The organism is Parendozoicomonas sp. 209JJ7-1, from assembly GCF_058147085.1.
Genome location: NZ_JBYVJU010000025.1, coordinates 1 through 14,619, shown reverse-complemented (window position 1 = coordinate 14,619; position 14,619 = coordinate 1). Strand labels below are relative to the sequence as shown.

17 protein-coding genes and 2 pseudogenes are annotated in these 14,619 nt (G+C 47.7%); 13 read left to right on the top strand and 6 right to left on the bottom strand.

What is annotated here, in order from left to right; genetic code table 11:
- Positions 1–80 precede the first annotated feature (80 nt).
- Genes tnpA through ACY2RQ_RS18395 form a run of 4 tightly spaced genes read left to right on the top strand, consistent with a single transcriptional unit; the run spans position 81 to position 2,318 of the window.
- Positions 81–377 carry an IS66 family insertion sequence element accessory protein TnpA gene (gene tnpA / locus ACY2RQ_RS18410; RefSeq protein WP_490114467.1) on the top strand — a complete coding sequence of 99 codons (297 nt, stop codon included), beginning with the start codon at positions 81–83 and terminating at the stop codon, positions 375–377.
- A 1-nt stretch (position 378) separates the two neighbouring features.
- A complete protein-coding gene (gene tnpB / locus ACY2RQ_RS18405) occupies positions 379–762 on the top strand; it encodes an IS66 family insertion sequence element accessory protein TnpB (protein ID WP_490114466.1) in 384 nt (127 codons plus the stop codon).
- Positions 759–2,114, top strand: a complete 1,356-nt coding sequence (tnpC, locus tag ACY2RQ_RS18400) for an IS66 family transposase (protein WP_490114465.1) — start codon at positions 759–761, stop codon at positions 2,112–2,114. Before tnpB ends, tnpC begins: the two co-directional genes overlap by 4 nt.
- Positions 2,115–2,120: 6 nt before the next feature.
- Complete coding sequence (locus ACY2RQ_RS18395) at positions 2,121–2,318, top strand: transposase domain-containing protein (RefSeq protein WP_490114464.1); 198 nt, start codon at positions 2,121–2,123, stop codon at positions 2,316–2,318.
- On the opposite strand, the gene ACY2RQ_RS18390 is transcribed toward ACY2RQ_RS18395, so the two are convergent.
- Positions 2,295–2,486 (bottom strand): transposase, encoded by a 192-nt coding sequence (locus tag ACY2RQ_RS18390; protein ID WP_490114463.1) that lies wholly within the window; start codon positions 2,484–2,486, stop codon positions 2,295–2,297. The two genes, ACY2RQ_RS18395 and ACY2RQ_RS18390, sit on opposite strands and share 24 nt — an antisense overlap.
- A gap of 70 nt (positions 2,487–2,556) precedes the next feature.
- A complete protein-coding gene (locus tag ACY2RQ_RS18385) occupies positions 2,557–3,144 on the bottom strand; it encodes a hypothetical protein (RefSeq protein ID WP_490114462.1) in 588 nt (195 codons plus the stop codon).
- 395 nt (positions 3,145–3,539) lie between these two features.
- Between ACY2RQ_RS18385 and ACY2RQ_RS18380 the strand changes: the two genes are divergently transcribed.
- Entirely contained in the window at positions 3,540–3,866 is a 327-nt protein-coding gene (locus ACY2RQ_RS18380; protein WP_490114461.1) for a GNAT family N-acetyltransferase, read from the top strand.
- Between the two features lie 532 nt (positions 3,867–4,398).
- On the opposite strand, the gene ACY2RQ_RS18375 is transcribed toward ACY2RQ_RS18380, so the two are convergent.
- Positions 4,399–4,608, bottom strand: a complete 210-nt coding sequence (locus tag ACY2RQ_RS18375) for a cold-shock protein (RefSeq protein ID WP_490114460.1) — start codon at positions 4,606–4,608, stop codon at positions 4,399–4,401.
- Between the two features lie 818 nt (positions 4,609–5,426).
- On the opposite strand from ACY2RQ_RS18375, the gene ACY2RQ_RS18370 reads away from it, so the two are divergent.
- Both ACY2RQ_RS18370 and ACY2RQ_RS18365 read left to right on the top strand, forming a co-directional pair.
- Entirely contained in the window at positions 5,427–6,560 is a 1,134-nt protein-coding gene (locus ACY2RQ_RS18370) for an IS66 family transposase (RefSeq protein ID WP_490114459.1), read from the top strand.
- 996 nt (positions 6,561–7,556) lie between these two features.
- Positions 7,557–7,742, top strand: a pseudogene (locus tag ACY2RQ_RS18365) (transposase family protein); the annotation flags it as partial.
- Between the two features lie 248 nt (positions 7,743–7,990).
- Here ACY2RQ_RS18365 and ACY2RQ_RS18360 read toward each other — a convergent pair.
- Positions 7,991–9,448, bottom strand: a complete 1,458-nt coding sequence (locus tag ACY2RQ_RS18360; RefSeq protein WP_490114458.1) for an FAD-dependent oxidoreductase — start codon at positions 9,446–9,448, stop codon at positions 7,991–7,993.
- Positions 9,449–9,562: 114 nt separating this feature from the next.
- Between ACY2RQ_RS18360 and ACY2RQ_RS18355 the strand changes: the two genes are divergently transcribed.
- Positions 9,563–9,763, top strand: coding sequence for a hypothetical protein (locus tag ACY2RQ_RS18355; RefSeq protein ID WP_490114457.1), 201 nt, complete (start codon positions 9,563–9,565; stop codon positions 9,761–9,763).
- Positions 9,764–10,062: 299 nt separating this feature from the next.
- Here the strand turns inward: ACY2RQ_RS18355 and ACY2RQ_RS18350 are convergent, their stop codons facing one another.
- Complete coding sequence (locus ACY2RQ_RS18350) at positions 10,063–10,314, bottom strand: hypothetical protein (RefSeq protein ID WP_490114456.1); 252 nt, start codon at positions 10,312–10,314, stop codon at positions 10,063–10,065.
- A gap of 392 nt (positions 10,315–10,706) precedes the next feature.
- Here ACY2RQ_RS18350 and ACY2RQ_RS18345 point away from each other — a divergent pair, with 392 nt between their 5' ends.
- The 5 genes from ACY2RQ_RS18345 to ACY2RQ_RS18325 all read left to right on the top strand — a co-directional run bounded on the left by ACY2RQ_RS18345 (position 10,707) and on the right by ACY2RQ_RS18325 (position 13,858).
- On the top strand, positions 10,707–10,928 hold the full coding sequence (locus ACY2RQ_RS18345; protein WP_490114455.1) for an ABC transporter ATP-binding protein: 222 nt from the start codon (positions 10,707–10,709) through the stop codon (positions 10,926–10,928).
- A 17-nt stretch (positions 10,929–10,945) separates the two neighbouring features.
- Complete coding sequence (locus tag ACY2RQ_RS18340) at positions 10,946–11,170, top strand: DUF1097 domain-containing protein (protein WP_490114454.1); 225 nt, start codon at positions 10,946–10,948, stop codon at positions 11,168–11,170.
- 78 nt (positions 11,171–11,248) lie between these two features.
- A complete protein-coding gene (locus ACY2RQ_RS18335; RefSeq protein ID WP_490114453.1) occupies positions 11,249–11,614 on the top strand; it encodes a hypothetical protein in 366 nt (121 codons plus the stop codon).
- Positions 11,615–11,930: 316 nt separating this feature from the next.
- Positions 11,931–13,163 carry an MFS transporter gene (locus tag ACY2RQ_RS18330; RefSeq protein ID WP_490114452.1) on the top strand — a complete coding sequence of 411 codons (1,233 nt, stop codon included), beginning with the start codon at positions 11,931–11,933 and terminating at the stop codon, positions 13,161–13,163.
- Positions 13,163–13,858: a 4'-phosphopantetheinyl transferase family protein gene (locus ACY2RQ_RS18325; RefSeq protein ID WP_490114451.1), complete on the top strand. Its 696-nt coding sequence runs from the start codon at positions 13,163–13,165 to the stop codon at positions 13,856–13,858. The genes ACY2RQ_RS18330 and ACY2RQ_RS18325 overlap by 1 nt, the downstream gene beginning before the upstream one ends.
- A gap of 567 nt (positions 13,859–14,425) precedes the next feature.
- On the opposite strand, the pseudogene ACY2RQ_RS18320 reads toward ACY2RQ_RS18325, so the two are convergent.
- Positions 14,426–14,619: pseudogene (locus ACY2RQ_RS18320) on the bottom strand (transposase); the annotation flags it as partial.

Below are 14,619 nucleotides of genomic sequence, written 5' to 3'. Positions count from 1 at the left end.
GTAAGCGGTCGAAAGCCGGCCTCTACAAAACCCTTATCCAATAGGCCACATTTGCTCCAGTTCACCCAACGGAGCAAACCATGGACATCGCAGCGTTTCACAAACCCTTTTCCCGCAGAACGCCCGAACAATGGCAGCAGATCATCAACGATCAGAAGGTCAGCGGCCTGCCGCAAAAAGCCTATTGCCTTCAACACGGTTTGAGCCTGGCAACATTCTGTAGCTGGAAGAAAAAACTGGACGACACTCGCTCAACAGTATCACCGGTTAACGACTGGGTAGAAGTGCCAGTACCGGAGAACGAACCAAAACCAGGCGGTTGGGATATGGAACTGGAACTGCCCGGCGGCGTAAAGCTGAAAATGCGGCAAGCGTAGTATGTTCTTCCCCGAATCCCGTGTCCGCATCTGGCTTTATACACCACCGACTGACATGCGCAAATCCTTTGATGGCCTGTCAGCATTGGTGAAAAACCAGATGCAGGACGACCCGCTGGCCGGACACCTGTACGTGTTTATCAACCGCAAACGCACCCAGTGCAAGGTGCTGTACTTCGACCGCAGCGGCTACTGTCTCTGGAGTAAACGACTGGAGCAAGGCCAGTTCCACACCCATGCGCAGGATGCTGTCAAAAAGGTGCTGGAGTGGACGGATCTCAAACTGATTCTGGAAGGTGTCGATACCCGTTCTGCGCGCCACTACAAAAGATACCGTCATCCGTCCTGCAAATCGCCGGGAACCGTCTACTCTCATTCGCCATGAATGGATCTACCCTGCCAACGACCGCCACTCAGCAACAACTGATTGAACAGTTGCTGGCGGTCAATGCCGGGTTACACCAGGAAGTTGAGAGCCTCAAATCCCAGCTGGACTGGTTCAAACGTCAGCTGTTCGGCCAAAAATCAGAAAAGCGCCTGATCGTTCAAAACCCCGATCAGGTGACCCTTGCGGACATTTTAACTGCGCCTTCAGAAGCCACCGTACCCGCACCACAAGAAACCATCACCTGCAAGCGTCGCAGCAAGAAAGCACGTGCTGACAACTGTGTGACCGATAAAGGATTGCGTTTTACAGGCGATGTTCCCGTAGAAATCATTGAAGAAGATATCCCCCAATTGCAAGGCGAGGATGCTGACCAGTACGAAGTGATTGATTACAAGGTCACCCGCCGTTTAGCCCAAAGGCCGGGCAGTTATGTGATTCTGGAACATCGCCGCCCGGTTTTACGGCACAAGCCTACACAAACCTTGTCGTCGGCTCCCGCGCCTGCCGGTGTCTTCGATAAAAGTCTTGCCGATGTGAGCCTGCTGGCCGGCATGTTGATCGACAAGTTTGTTCATCATCTGCCACTGCACCGCCAGCATCACCGCATGATTATGAGTGGTATCACCATTAGTCGAAGCACTCTGACGCTATTAGTGAAAAACACCGCTGAACTGTTGCGCCCCATTTATAGCGCCTTGCTGAAAAGTGTTCTGGCCGGTCGGGTTGCGGCTATCGATGAAACACCGATGAAGGTGGGCCGCAAAGAAAAAGGGAAGATGCAGAACGCCTGGTTCTGGCCCATCTACGGTCTTCAGGACGAGGTGGTATTTACCTTCTCGACCAGCAAGTCAGTCACGCACCTGGAATCCCTTCTGGAAAACTGGCAAGGCATCGTACTCTCAGATGGTAATCCAGTGTACGACAGCTATTGCAACCGCAGGGAAGACATCACCCTTGCCCAGTGCTGGGTGCATGCCCGCCGCTACTTCGTAAAATCAGAAGGTGCGGAACCCGCTGCGGCAGGAAAGGCCCTCGACATTATCGGCAACCTTTATCAAACAGAAGCTGTCATCCGGGAAAAGGCGCTAACTGGCGAGGACAAAAAAGAGTTCCGGCAAACCCATGCAAAGCCCGCAGTGGATGAGTTCTTTGCCTGGTGCCAGCAAGAGTGTCAGCGCATTGACCTGACGCCTCAAAACCCATTGACCAAAGCCATCAATTACGCCCGCAACCATGAGCAGCAGATGCGGGTGTTTCTGGAAGAACCGGATGTCTCACCGGATACCAATCACCTCGAACGAGCCCTTCGTTGTATCCCGATGGGAAGAAAGAATTACCTCTTCTGCTAGACAGAATTGGGTGGCGAGCATGTTGGCATCGTTCAAAGCTTGCTGGTGACTTGCAAGCTCCATGGCGTTGATCCCTACAAATATCTGGTTGATGTCCTCCAGCGCATCAGCCTTCACCCTGCCAGACAGGTCGCAGACCTGATCCCCCGAAACTGGAAAGACAAGTTCGGGCACAATCCGTTAAAAGCACCTTTGGACAAGTAGGGGAAGTCCCCCTCTATATCGTCCGCTTACGTTATAGATGAAGTCAATCTGGAAGCTGCGTTTACAGGTTCTGCAGTAGTAGCGCTGGAGTCCCGAGGGGGCTTTTCCGTTTCTGACGACACCTTTTGTTTGGCTGCAGTGCACACAAACGACTTCAATGGTTGCCATAAGTACTCAAAACGACAGATGGTACCAATGCTGTCAGTTGTAGATATACGGATTCAACGCATTTGTAGCATTACCGATATTTAGGATAACCATCCCTTAACATTTTGAAAATGTGGCGACCTCTAATTGTTAAATTCATAGATGTATCATTAGATATTAAGCCAAGGGACTTCAGCCATGAAATAAAGCAGTTTTTAAGTTCTATTTGCTTTATAGGAAATTCATGGACGGGTAAACCATCTTCTGCTAAATCAGAAAAATAAAGTAAAGATTCATAAATAAGTTTACATAAAGAATAATCTACATCTATTCCATCAGCCTGACAGCAACATAACTTTGCTTCAAAGGTCATCCAAGAATCAATATCAAAAGGGTATATTTCATTTGACCATGATTCTATCTTTGTGTGTACATTTAAATTCTCTAAAAAATCTCTATTTTGTGAATACCTAGATGTAGCCTCAAGAATATCAATACCATGTCTACTAAGTACAAAATTTGAGGGTAGATAATCTCCATCATATAATTTGAGATTTTCAAGTAAATGATAAAACCAATGAAAGGGAGCAACGCCTAATTCATTTTTTTGCAGATTTCCACACAAACAGAGGTTTATACAACTGGCTGCGTTATAGTTGTTGCTTGGTGGTAACGCCAAGCCTGAGGAACCTAAAATTTCTGCAAGTTTTTCTGAATCCTTATCATCACAGGAATTTTCCGTTACTTCTCGGGCGCATGGTTTACAGTTATGTGCACATTCACTTTCAAAAAACTGCCCGCAGGTTTGGCATTACCAATGCTTTTGAGGGTAAAGAGAATACCATCAGCATAATAGCAATAACTACTTTTTTCATTACAATAAAGCTCAAACAAAATTGGCCCAAGTATAGGCCTTCTAACAAGTAGTTCCAGGTGACGCCTACGGCGCACCTGAACCAAGCGTTATGTGCTAAGTACCCAGGCATAAGTAATCGAATATTGTTCCTTCTAGCACCCACCATTAGTCGGTAATCAGTGTATGAAAACGGGTGTCAGGATACTTAAGAGTAAACAATGAACATCGTAATCAGACAAATAGAAAAGAGAGATATTCTTGGATTTCATCAAGCGCTTGAATCTGTTGCGGCAGAAGGAAAATATCTTCTCACCACACCACCAGTTTCTTTTGAAAGTATAGAGAAATTCATTAGCAGCAACATTGATAAAAAACATTCCCAATATGTTGCGGAAATCGAAGGGGAAATTATCGGTTGGGCAGATATAATTCCATCTCAAAGAAATACAATGAAGCATGTCGGGAAAACGCCATTTAATCATTTGTCCAGTTCAATGAGGAAAAAATCTACAACAAGTAGACTCTCTCAGGTGTTCATCGAATAACGCCTAAATCAGGTGTGCCGTAGGCGTCACCTGGATTTCTTGTATGGTGGCTGTTAACTCGTGCCTTTTCAGAGGGAGATATGCGTTAGTAATGCATCGCTAGATATTACCGGTTGCTTTCGCAGATTGGGCAACAGGCTAGTCTTGCTGGACGTTTAAGGGCCAGCTTTATCCATGCTCTAGATGGTGTTAATTTTCCACAGTCAACACAGGGTCTATTGGTAGGTTGTGTTCTTTTATAGTTCATATGGTGATATTCCTGTTATTGAGTATTATTTTAACAATTTGTTGAAATAGCAGGAGTTGATTTTGCAGGTTTTAAATTTTATTAAAATAAAACGAAAATACATATTCGTATCGATAAACGGTCTGGATGAGCAATTTGCATATGTTGCGTGATACGGAAGGCAAAAACAGTGGTGCAGGTTCAACTTGTAAATTAAATTAGCACTTTTTAAAGTGCCACCTTTTCATGTGGGCATGTTATTTTTATAGAGGGAATAGAGTTTTAAGGATATTCCCTCAAGCACTCTTAGAGAGGGCGAATCTCTTCTGCCTGTGGTCCTTTCTGGCCTTGAGTTATCTTAAACTCAACCTGCTGACCTTCGGTCAGAGTTTTAAAACCATCACTTAGAATTTGACGGAAATGGGCGAAGACATCTGGACCATTATCTTGTGCAATGAAACCAAAACCTTTTTCTTCGTTAAACCATTTTACGGTACCGATAGTAGTAGCTGACATATTTATATCCATTTTTAATAAAGTATTCGCCTCAAAGTGAAGGCGGTAGAGCTAGAAGATTTTTTACGATTTATGAAGGTAGGAAATATGACGAGTTACAACTCTCGGAACACTTGCTCTATGCATAAACACAAACTTACTTTTAACTATTCGATATAGACTATACCCATTTGACGGGAATAGCTACAAAAATATAGAAAATAATGGGAAAGTATTTTCACCCTCCCGATCTTGGCGTTTATATTTTTTTGATCAAGGGATGGAAACGAGATTTCAGGCGAATCCACCTAACGCCTAAATCAGGTACGCCGTAGGCGTCACCTGGATTTACTTGTATGCGGCCGGTTGCACAGTGCTTCCCGTGCTTTTGGCACATTGGTGATTTTGTTGGTTTGACCAGCTCTGTAATTTTGTTAGCACGATAACTATTTTGCTGGTTTGAGAAATCCTGTAATGCTGAGTGACGTGACTGACAAGCGTAGCTGCTCATATTTAACTGGCAAAGCAACCCGGTAGATCAATAAAACCTGCCCTCAACTGCTGTACACTCCTCTGTCATGCCTCTTCCTGATTCGCTTTTTCCCGGTAACGGCAACGACCCGTTGCGCACATTCGTCCAAGAGCTTCTTGATACCGTCAAGGAGCAGGCCGCTCGTATCGACAGGCTCGTTGAAGAGAACGAGCAGCTTCGGGCTGAATCCGGCACCTGAAAAAACACAAGGGCAGGCCAGGAATCAGACCTAATGTCACCGGTCCCGATAACAAGGAAGGTGAACCCTCTGAAGGCGGTGAGGTAAAGGGCAAGAGGAAAAGCACATATGACCATCCTCCACCATACCGAGCTGGAATTGCTCTTTGAGACGACCCTGTACCGTCGGGCCTGTTACCAGACACCGGAAAGTTTCGTGACGGCTTCTCTGCCAGCGCATGTCAACGACCGGTTTGGCAACAATCTGAAAGCTCATGTGCTGAATTTGTATCATTCCTGCAGTACAACACAACCATTACTGCTGGGCTGGTTGCACGACCATGACTGCCCAATATCAGAAGGCTCGTTGAACAGAACCCTGACGGAAGACCACGACAACTTCCACCGGGAGAAAGAGGAGCTGCTGGAAGCCGGATTAGCCTGTTCCGATTATCTTCAGGCGGATGATACCGGTGCCCGCCATCAGGGGAAAAACGGGTATTGCCTGTTTGTCGGAAATCCTTTGTTTGCCTACTTTCACAGCAGTGACAGCAAGAGCCGAATCAACTTCCTGCACTGTCTTCAGGGGCAGCAGTCACTTTATCTTCTTAACGATGTCGCTCTTGAGTATATGAAACAGGTCAAAATGGCCGACAAGTGGGTGACAGCCCTGTCGGCGTGTGGCGATCAGTCCTTTGCCTGCGAAGAAGACTGGATACAGAGCCAATACTGGCAGCTCTACGATGACATGGAAGCTTACCAGAAGACACCCACGGAGGCGGAGAAACGCCGACTCTACAAGGGCTTTGATGACTGGGTAACGACGCAGGTCGACTACCCGGACTTACAAAAGGTTCTGAGCCAGTTGATGGTGGTCAGGGAAGAACTGCTATTGGTGCTTGAGTGCCCGTGGTTACCGCTGAACAACAACCTGAGTGAACGCCAAATCAGAGAATATGTGAAAAGGCGGAAAGTCAGCGGTGGCACCCGGAGTGCACTGGGCAGGAAATGCCGTGACACCTTTGCCAGCCTGAAGAAGACTTGCAAGTTGCATGGGATCTCTTTTGCCAGGTACCTCAAAGATCGGCTGTCAGGTACCCAGCCTGATACTCAGACTACCAGACCTTATTCTGGCAGCTTCAGGTTATCCTGTAGCGGTCTCTGCCAGAGGAATATGAGCACTTACAATATTTCTCTGACGCCCGTACTATTAATGAAACAAGTTGCGAAACATTGGTGCAAACAATCGGAAAGGGCAACTTAGCCTAACAATAGTTTGATTGAATAGCCAGAATTCCTCACTGCGCTAGGGTATTTAAAAGAACTTGGTATTTATGAAAAGTATTGTTTCTTCAATGGTATTTACCCCATTGTACCTACTTCCATATGGAACAAGGTCGAGATTTTTAAAAAATACTGACTGACAAGCAGTGACAGAGAGTCATTTTTTATCTCTATGAAACCACTCTAAAAATATAACAACTAATTATTTTCTGCGAAAAATTATTCGCAATTATCGTTTTAAGCAAATACGCACATAACAATTAAATCCAGGTGACGCCTACGGCGCACCTGATTTAGGCGTTATGCGATGAATACCTGAGAGAGTGTACTTGTTGTAGATTTTTTCCTCACTGAACTGGATAAATGATTAAATGGCGCTTTCTCACGGTAACAGAATTAATTTATAAAGTTCAATAAAGCCTTAAAATTCTGTTTATTTAAAGGCCATCAAATCTCACTTTTACATAATTTCAAGAATTACTAGATAAAGATACAGCTGTCTGGGTAGAAATTATTGCTGATGAAAAGTTGGGATAGACGAACTATTTTTCCGTTACCTCTGTTCCTTTCACATTCTGGTTGTGAGAAAATTGCTGAAAACTTCCTTAACCCGTGATTTTCCACCCAGAAATCACAATTCTATCGTGAAAGGTTGCCTGACGTTTTGTGAGTGAACGCTAGTTTGTTCGTATAATTCCATATTATTTGGAGAAGCGATCTTTAGGTACTCACCGTAGAGATCATTCTATTAATGTCGGCTCTCGAAATCACACTTCAATCCGTGTAATCTTCACAAATAAAAATTGCACTGTCGTACATACAAGAAACTCAGCGACTGTACAAATATCACACAATCCAATTCACAGGGAAAGATCATGAAAGCCCTTGCTATGACTGGATTCACAAGCTATTGATGCAACCCAACACCTTTATTATGAATGTGTTCTCATTCCTCACATGGACATGAGAATACCTAATGAATGCATTCAGTTTGATTGAACGACTCGTTGTACTTCACGACCCACGCCAAAGCTGGAAAGTCACTCATAAACTTTCCGATATTCTGCTACTGACGATCTGCGCCGTTATAGCCGGTGCGGAAGGTTGGGAAGATATTGCTGATTTTGGCGAAGATCACCTCGACTGGCTGCGCAATTATGGCAGGAAAAACGCATGAAACCCCTTGCCACTACTGGCCTCAGACAAGAGACACACCACTTAGAATCAGCTTTCCCTGGATTCTGCACAGATGAATTGTTCAGGCTGTACGACTCAGAGCAGGGTGTTGTGTTCCCTGATTCCTGTAACCAGACAATTATAAAAGAACAGGGTCGGCGAGTCATAGTCCGGATGCTGCATCAAACAGGCACCCGGACTCCCGGGAAAATTGAAAGCGCCAGGGTGCCTCCTTTAACGGCTTTGTTTCACAGCATCCAGAACACGGTTTTCCAGAATAGTCAGCGCCTGGCTCGCTGCGGATGAGAGCTGACGTTCTGCGCCTGCACTACTGTCCGCATGCATAAAGTGAAACCAGAACCGGTAAATATCTCTGACTGCCTCAGGGCGGACTTCAAGAGAATCATCATTGTCAATAAAGGTTCCCCCCAGCACAATATCTATCCAGGGACGGTTCAGCTTATAGCGAATAAAAATATACCGAGAACCACCCGCCAGGTAGGTATAACGAGCGGCATTGTGAAGATTTTCCGATGTATGGGATAGAGGTAACCGCAGCACCAGCAGATCTCCCCGTACCGAACGTGACGGCTTGCAGCCAAACACCTGACAGGCGCCGGCCCCCGACGCATTGACAATGACCGTTCTCTTCTCCTGGTCAGCATAACTCAGGAGTTCATCAAAACTGCCAAGGGGCTGTTCAAGGGGTTCGACGACTACACCGCTTTTCACCATCAGTCGCGTCAGATGATTCAGTACAGAAACAGTATCTGTCTGAATCACCGGTTCAAAAGCCGAGACCTGCTCAAAAATACGGGGAAACCACACACCATCAGATACCAGAGTCGCACCGGGAAAGGGGCCGCGGAAAGAACGGTGAAAAGCACGCTCCGGATACAATGCCGGCGGACACTGGCTGTTCACTTCCCGGATACCGAATTTTTCCGGCTGATCACGCGCCATGCCATCATAAAACACCAGAGCCTGCACCCGGTGAGTCGCCAGTTTAAGATCCCTGTTATCAGCCATCTCTTCCCAGAGCAGCTGAGCACGTCTCACCAGGCGACACCACTGCCCATGGTCAGACAGTGGTCGGATAGAAACCGGCATCACCCAGCCGCCGGCAATCTGGCTGGCATAGTTGTCAGCCAGCGTCGGCGGCCTTACGCCAGCGACCATTTCTGACATCACAGGTGCAAAAGCATGGGACAACAGACGAACCCGAACATCTGTGCGCATCATCTCATCCAGCTGTTCACGCAGCAAAAGTGCCGTCATCACACCCACATAACCGGCGCCCAGCACAACAATCTCGCTGTTGGCACCTGGCACAGAAAAGACCTCATTAATCACAGAGTGGGAAACAGACTCAGCAATAGCAGGTGCCAGTGTTAAACCGCCGCCACCATAACCATAAGCATGAAAAACCGGTACAGCACTGTCTGGCCCTCTCTTTTTATCCCACTCCATAAGAGCAGGCTCAGACATCGCCCGGAGTCCTACCACAGCACTGACATCACCATGCTCAAGAGCCTGCTGCGTGACACCCGCCAGATCCAGCAGATCAAAAGGAGGCAGGAGCTCTTCAGCGTGAGCCCGTGGCAGAACAGCCAGGAACACTGGAAAAAACAGACAGGCAAACAAAGGCATAAAAGATATAACAGAATCACAGACACGAGAGAGTCTTTGCATATCAGAGTCCTGAAGATTCATCCAACTGGCAAGCTTAGACGCAAAACATAAAAAATCAGGCTCCTTCGATGATTGGTGTCTATCACCCCCCTGGTGAAAGGGGAAATAATCTGCATGAGGGCGTTTGCTGAGTCATGGCCGGACTTCCTCTCTGAAGTAAATGTCCAACAGGCTGTTGGACAAATTCCCTGGGGGCATAACTTGCTGCTGTTAAGCAAGGTGAAAGACCGCACACAGCGGTTATCCAGGGAAAACGCAAGCCCCAAAATAGAGAAACAGACCTCCCTGAGTGGCCCTAACCACCGCCAGTTATGAGAATCCCGTGATAGTTATCTGTCACGGGATTTTTGCATTATGAAGCGCACCAAAACCCCTGTTTTTCCGGCTCGAAACGGTTTGGCGAACCAGAACCTTCCTGTAAAGTAATCAGGACACCAGAAAAGGGAGATTTAACATCACCCTTTCCATTACAAAAGCTGATTCTACTTATCGTAAGCCTGATAAAATAAAGAGCCTTGAAATAAAACTCCTCCTCCCACCCAGGCTACACAAAGCCTGATGGCAGTGGTGAGAAGAGGAGACTGATGAACCCACTTTGAAACAGTGCTAAAAAACTACTGGCTGTTCATATTCTGCTCCAGAAACCCAATCCATGAACTGGCCTCCCCACGACTGGATTTTATGGTTGCCGCATTCCGCATCGCTTTGAGAGCTGCATTTATATCACCCAACTGGTAGTAAGCCATACCACGGAGGAACAACATACTCCCCTGCTGTTTTTCCGTGATATCTTCAGCAGGCTGATCAATCAGTTTCAACAATTCCTCAAAACGCTCGGCCCTGGCCAGCATACGAGCTAACCGCACCTGCAAATCACCATTCCGATCCAGCTCCAGGGCTGCATAAAAAGCATCAATGGCCTTATCAGTCTCTTTGGCATGGGACCAGTAGTTGGCCAGACGTTTCAGATTGTCATAACTCTGTTCAACAGGGAAAACGCATGAAACCCCTTGGTATCACTGGGATTTCAGAAAATTTCACGCGGAAAAGAGCAGTAATTTTGAAGTTATCTGATTCAAAACCTCTATTGGTGAAATATCTCATGAGCATGTGTTTACAGTGTGCAAGTAAATAATTTCTCTCTATCCCTTATATAACAAGGGGTAGAGAGAAATAAGAGCAAAATTTAAACAGTTCCGGGTTTGCAAGATTCTGCACCATGGAAATCAGTTTGAGCCCAGTAGTGGCGCGGGGTTTCATGCGTTTTCCCTGGGTATCCTACCTGTTTATCACCCATGACCTGTCTATTATTCCACGCTTGGCCCACCAGGTGGCAGTAATGAAAACAGGTAAGATTGTGGAATATGGACCCGCTGATCAGGTTATTAACGCTCCACAGAGCCAATATACCCAAAGCTTGCTTCAGGCTGTGCCAAATGTGGAAGATTCGAGTCTATATTTAAAGCCCCTGAGCAGCTAACCGGAAAGAACCGGTCAGTGAGCGCGAATCCGCATTGGCAACGGAAAGTGTCATGGCTCAGCTTTATTCCTGGAACCTTTATCGGTTGCTGTGCAACTTTTGCGGGTAATGGCAACTGGAAGCTGGTGTTACCTTCTCTATTGCTGGGTACTGTGTTTGGTTTTGCCATGAAAGCGTCCGGATTATGGCTGCATAAGAAACTGGGCAAGCTTCCAGAAACTGCCTCACAGGAAACAGCCTAACCGCCCTGTAACAATGCCCCGTATACAAGGCTCGGGTTTATACTCTGTCGGCCACCAATACTTTGTCCAGGATAAGCCATGATTTTTTCGTCCTGGAGTCCGGAACACTGGCAAGCAAAGACGCACTGGAATGGACGAAAGGGCGGAATGGACGAAAGAGCCGTTGGTCCTAAGTCTCTGGGTAACCTCGGAACACGACAAATATCAGGTTCTTCAGGCAACCGGCGGCTGGATGAAGTAAGCCATCCCGCCGCCCCATCAACACGGTTGAAACTCTTTTATTCAAGGGATGATATCGACATTTTCACCATCCTTAAGGCGTCCCGCTCCGCGAACCGCAATACGATCTCCCGGTGCCAGTCCACCACTGACATAGAGCACTCCACCTTTACCGCCATGCACCTGAACCGGAATCCGCCGGGCCAAAAACTTTCCGCTATCTGACTGGTCGATACGAAATACGACACTGTCCGGACAGTTGAGTCAGCATATCGTCCGCGACCAGAGTGTGCCGGGGAGATGCAAAGAAAAATGAGGATTCACTGTCATTCTGACGAGCGGAGCCTGATGGTGTTGTGAATGATGAGAGAGTCATTCCCGCCCTTCCCAAAATTTTTATTGGATTGGGCGGCGATTCTATTGCGCACAGATACGAATGTAAATGATAATAGTTCTCAGTTGCAACGTATATCAATGTTTTGGTAGTGGACGGAAAACTACCTGCCCTCTACTGCTGTAAACCCTTGAATCCCGAGCCCGAATGAAAATAACACCTTCAAAACTGATAAGCCTGATTACCTTTGTTCAGTTTGTCCTGATTCTCGACTTTGTTCTGATTATGCCCCTGGGTGTGGATATTACCCTGGGACTGAATCTGCCCACAGAGATGTCCGGTGTGATTGCCGGTGCTTATGCGGCGTCCGCATCCCTGTCTGCCATCCTGCTCTCATCCCGCCTGGACCAGTTTGACCGGCGTAAAGCCCTGCTGCTCTGTGTGCTGGGTGTTGCCGGCTCTGCGGTTGTGGCCGCACTCTCTCAGGACCTGCTGACCATCGTCGCCGCACGGGTACTAGCCGGTGCCTTTGGTGGACCGGCGTCGTCTTTAGCCATGTCCATTGTGATTGATAACACCGCTCCCAAAGAGCGGGGCCAGGCCATGGGCAAGGTGATGGGGGCTTTCTCTATTGCCGCTGTTGTGGGTGTACCCCTGGGGCTGGAAATCGCGTTCCGCAGCAGTTGGCAGAACACCTTTGTGCTGACTGCAGTACTGTCTTTTATCAGTCTGGCTCTGGTCAGCCTTCTGCCAGCCCAGAATGCCCATAAAAAACATCCGGCCTCCCCCCTGAAACTGACCACCGCCCTCAGTCAGCCCAAAATGCTGCTGGGCCTCAGCTCTATTGCAGTAGCCATTATGGCCAGTTTCCTGCTGATTCCCCACCTGGCGGGCTTCTTCCAGTTTAACTACGGCTTCCCTCGGGAGCAGATCGGCATGCTCTATATGGTGGGTGGACTGGTAACGCTTGTGGTGACCCGCCTTTCCGGACGACTGACCGACAGGTTTGGTGCTACACCTATGATCTGGGCAGCCATGACTGGTAACATAGTGGTGATATTCTTTGGTTTTCAGGACCAGCCTCTGGTGCCGGTATTCCTGACCTTTACCCTGTTTATGGCCTTTAATGCCAGCCGCAATGTGGCTATGCAGACTCTGGCCTCAAAAATTCCGGCACCGCCCCAGCGGGCTGGCTATCTCTCCCTGCAGACAGCAGTTCGCCATATTGCTACCGGCATTGCGGCGGTTATCTCCAGCTTTATTTTGCAGCAGGGTGAAAATAACCGGCTGATTAATATGGAAATCGTGGTGTTGTGTTCCATTGGCCTTAGCCTGCTTCTGCCTCTGCTAGTAATAAAACTGGAGCGGCTGCTGAAAAGTGAACCAGCACCTCCACTCAAGAGACAACAAGCCAAAAGCAAACCGGCCAAGGCTGCATAATGATGCTTTCTGTTCCGGATATCTGGTTTTCCAGCATTCAGTTTCAACCGACACAGCAGCAGATCAATGACTTTCAGTTTCAGGGTATAGAGCTACCTGCCGAGATGCAGCGCCTGCCTCTGAAGCGAAAGGCAGAATTTCTGGCCGGGCGCTATTGTCTGTGGGAGTGTCTGCGCAAAGGCGGATCTGGTGAAAACCAGGAAACAGCAGATATCAAACGCCACCCTCTTGGGTGGCCACTTCTACCTGAGGGCTGGAGTGGCTCTGTATCCCATACTCAGGGCTTTGCCATTGCAGCCACTCTTCCCAACAGGTTAGGTAGTATTGGAGTTGATACAGAAACGTGGTTATCGGAGCAAAACGCCAAAAAACTTTCTACTCATTTTCTCTCCCCTAATGAGCAGGAACTCTGGCAGAAGTCTGGACTAACTCTGTCTCATTCAACGACACTGGCTCTGTCTGCAAGAGAGAGCCTGTTCAAAGCCCTGTTTCCGCTATTTCAGGAGAATATGGAGCCGGAACATATCTCGGTTATCAGTCATAACCCTGCCAGGCAGGAGTTATTACTGGCCATCTCCGTTTGCAACCATCTACAGTCCAAACCCCACTCCAGACACAAGCCCCGAGAGTTCCTCTGTCACTACACACTGGACGACAACCAAGCGATTACCGGATGCATTACCGCGTCGGAGTGATTTACCATAACCTGGACATCTTATTTCCCAGCTACCTTGTCTATCTTCTCTGCATTCTCACGATAGACATCATCATTGGCACAGGGCAAGACCCGAGCAGCAATTTTGCCAAACACAAAAGCCCATGAACAGCATAAGCGCTTCACGCTGCCAGTTCTCTACCATGTTTTCAGGGTTAAGAGCCAGTGGCCGGTTTATCCCGATGCACCAGCACCTCAAGGCTATCACCGATCTTGACCTGGTTATTCAGAGCATTGTATTTCGCAGTAAAGTAAAAACGCTCACTATTGTAGACATACTGCTAACTACGGGACATTTTCTCAGTAGGAGTGTGACGGGTCCATAAATCTCAGCTATGAGAGGGGAAGTAGAAGACACCACTCTTGTACTGCCCATGAAGCCCGTAACCGCACTCCAGAACAAGCTTAGCTTGCACCTCAATTGGAACAAGGCTCGGCTTGAGTTTCTTTCTCAGTTTATTATCAGCCTGCTTACACACAGAAACTGTTCGCTTTATCGGTTCTGTGTGGCTTTTCAGCGTGAAGCGGACGCTCAGTCCAGTTATAAGCGCATAGATGCGATGTCATAAAGGGCATCTTCCATGGCAGGGTCACTCAGGTTGTACCACTGCTGAAGGCAATGAACCCTGAGCATTATCGATAAAGGGTGAGGTCGACGGCCATTACCGGGCTTGGGGTAAAAGGGTTCGATTAGAGCTTCAAGTCGAGTGGCGGGCACCACATCACCGGTGGCCCGGCCTC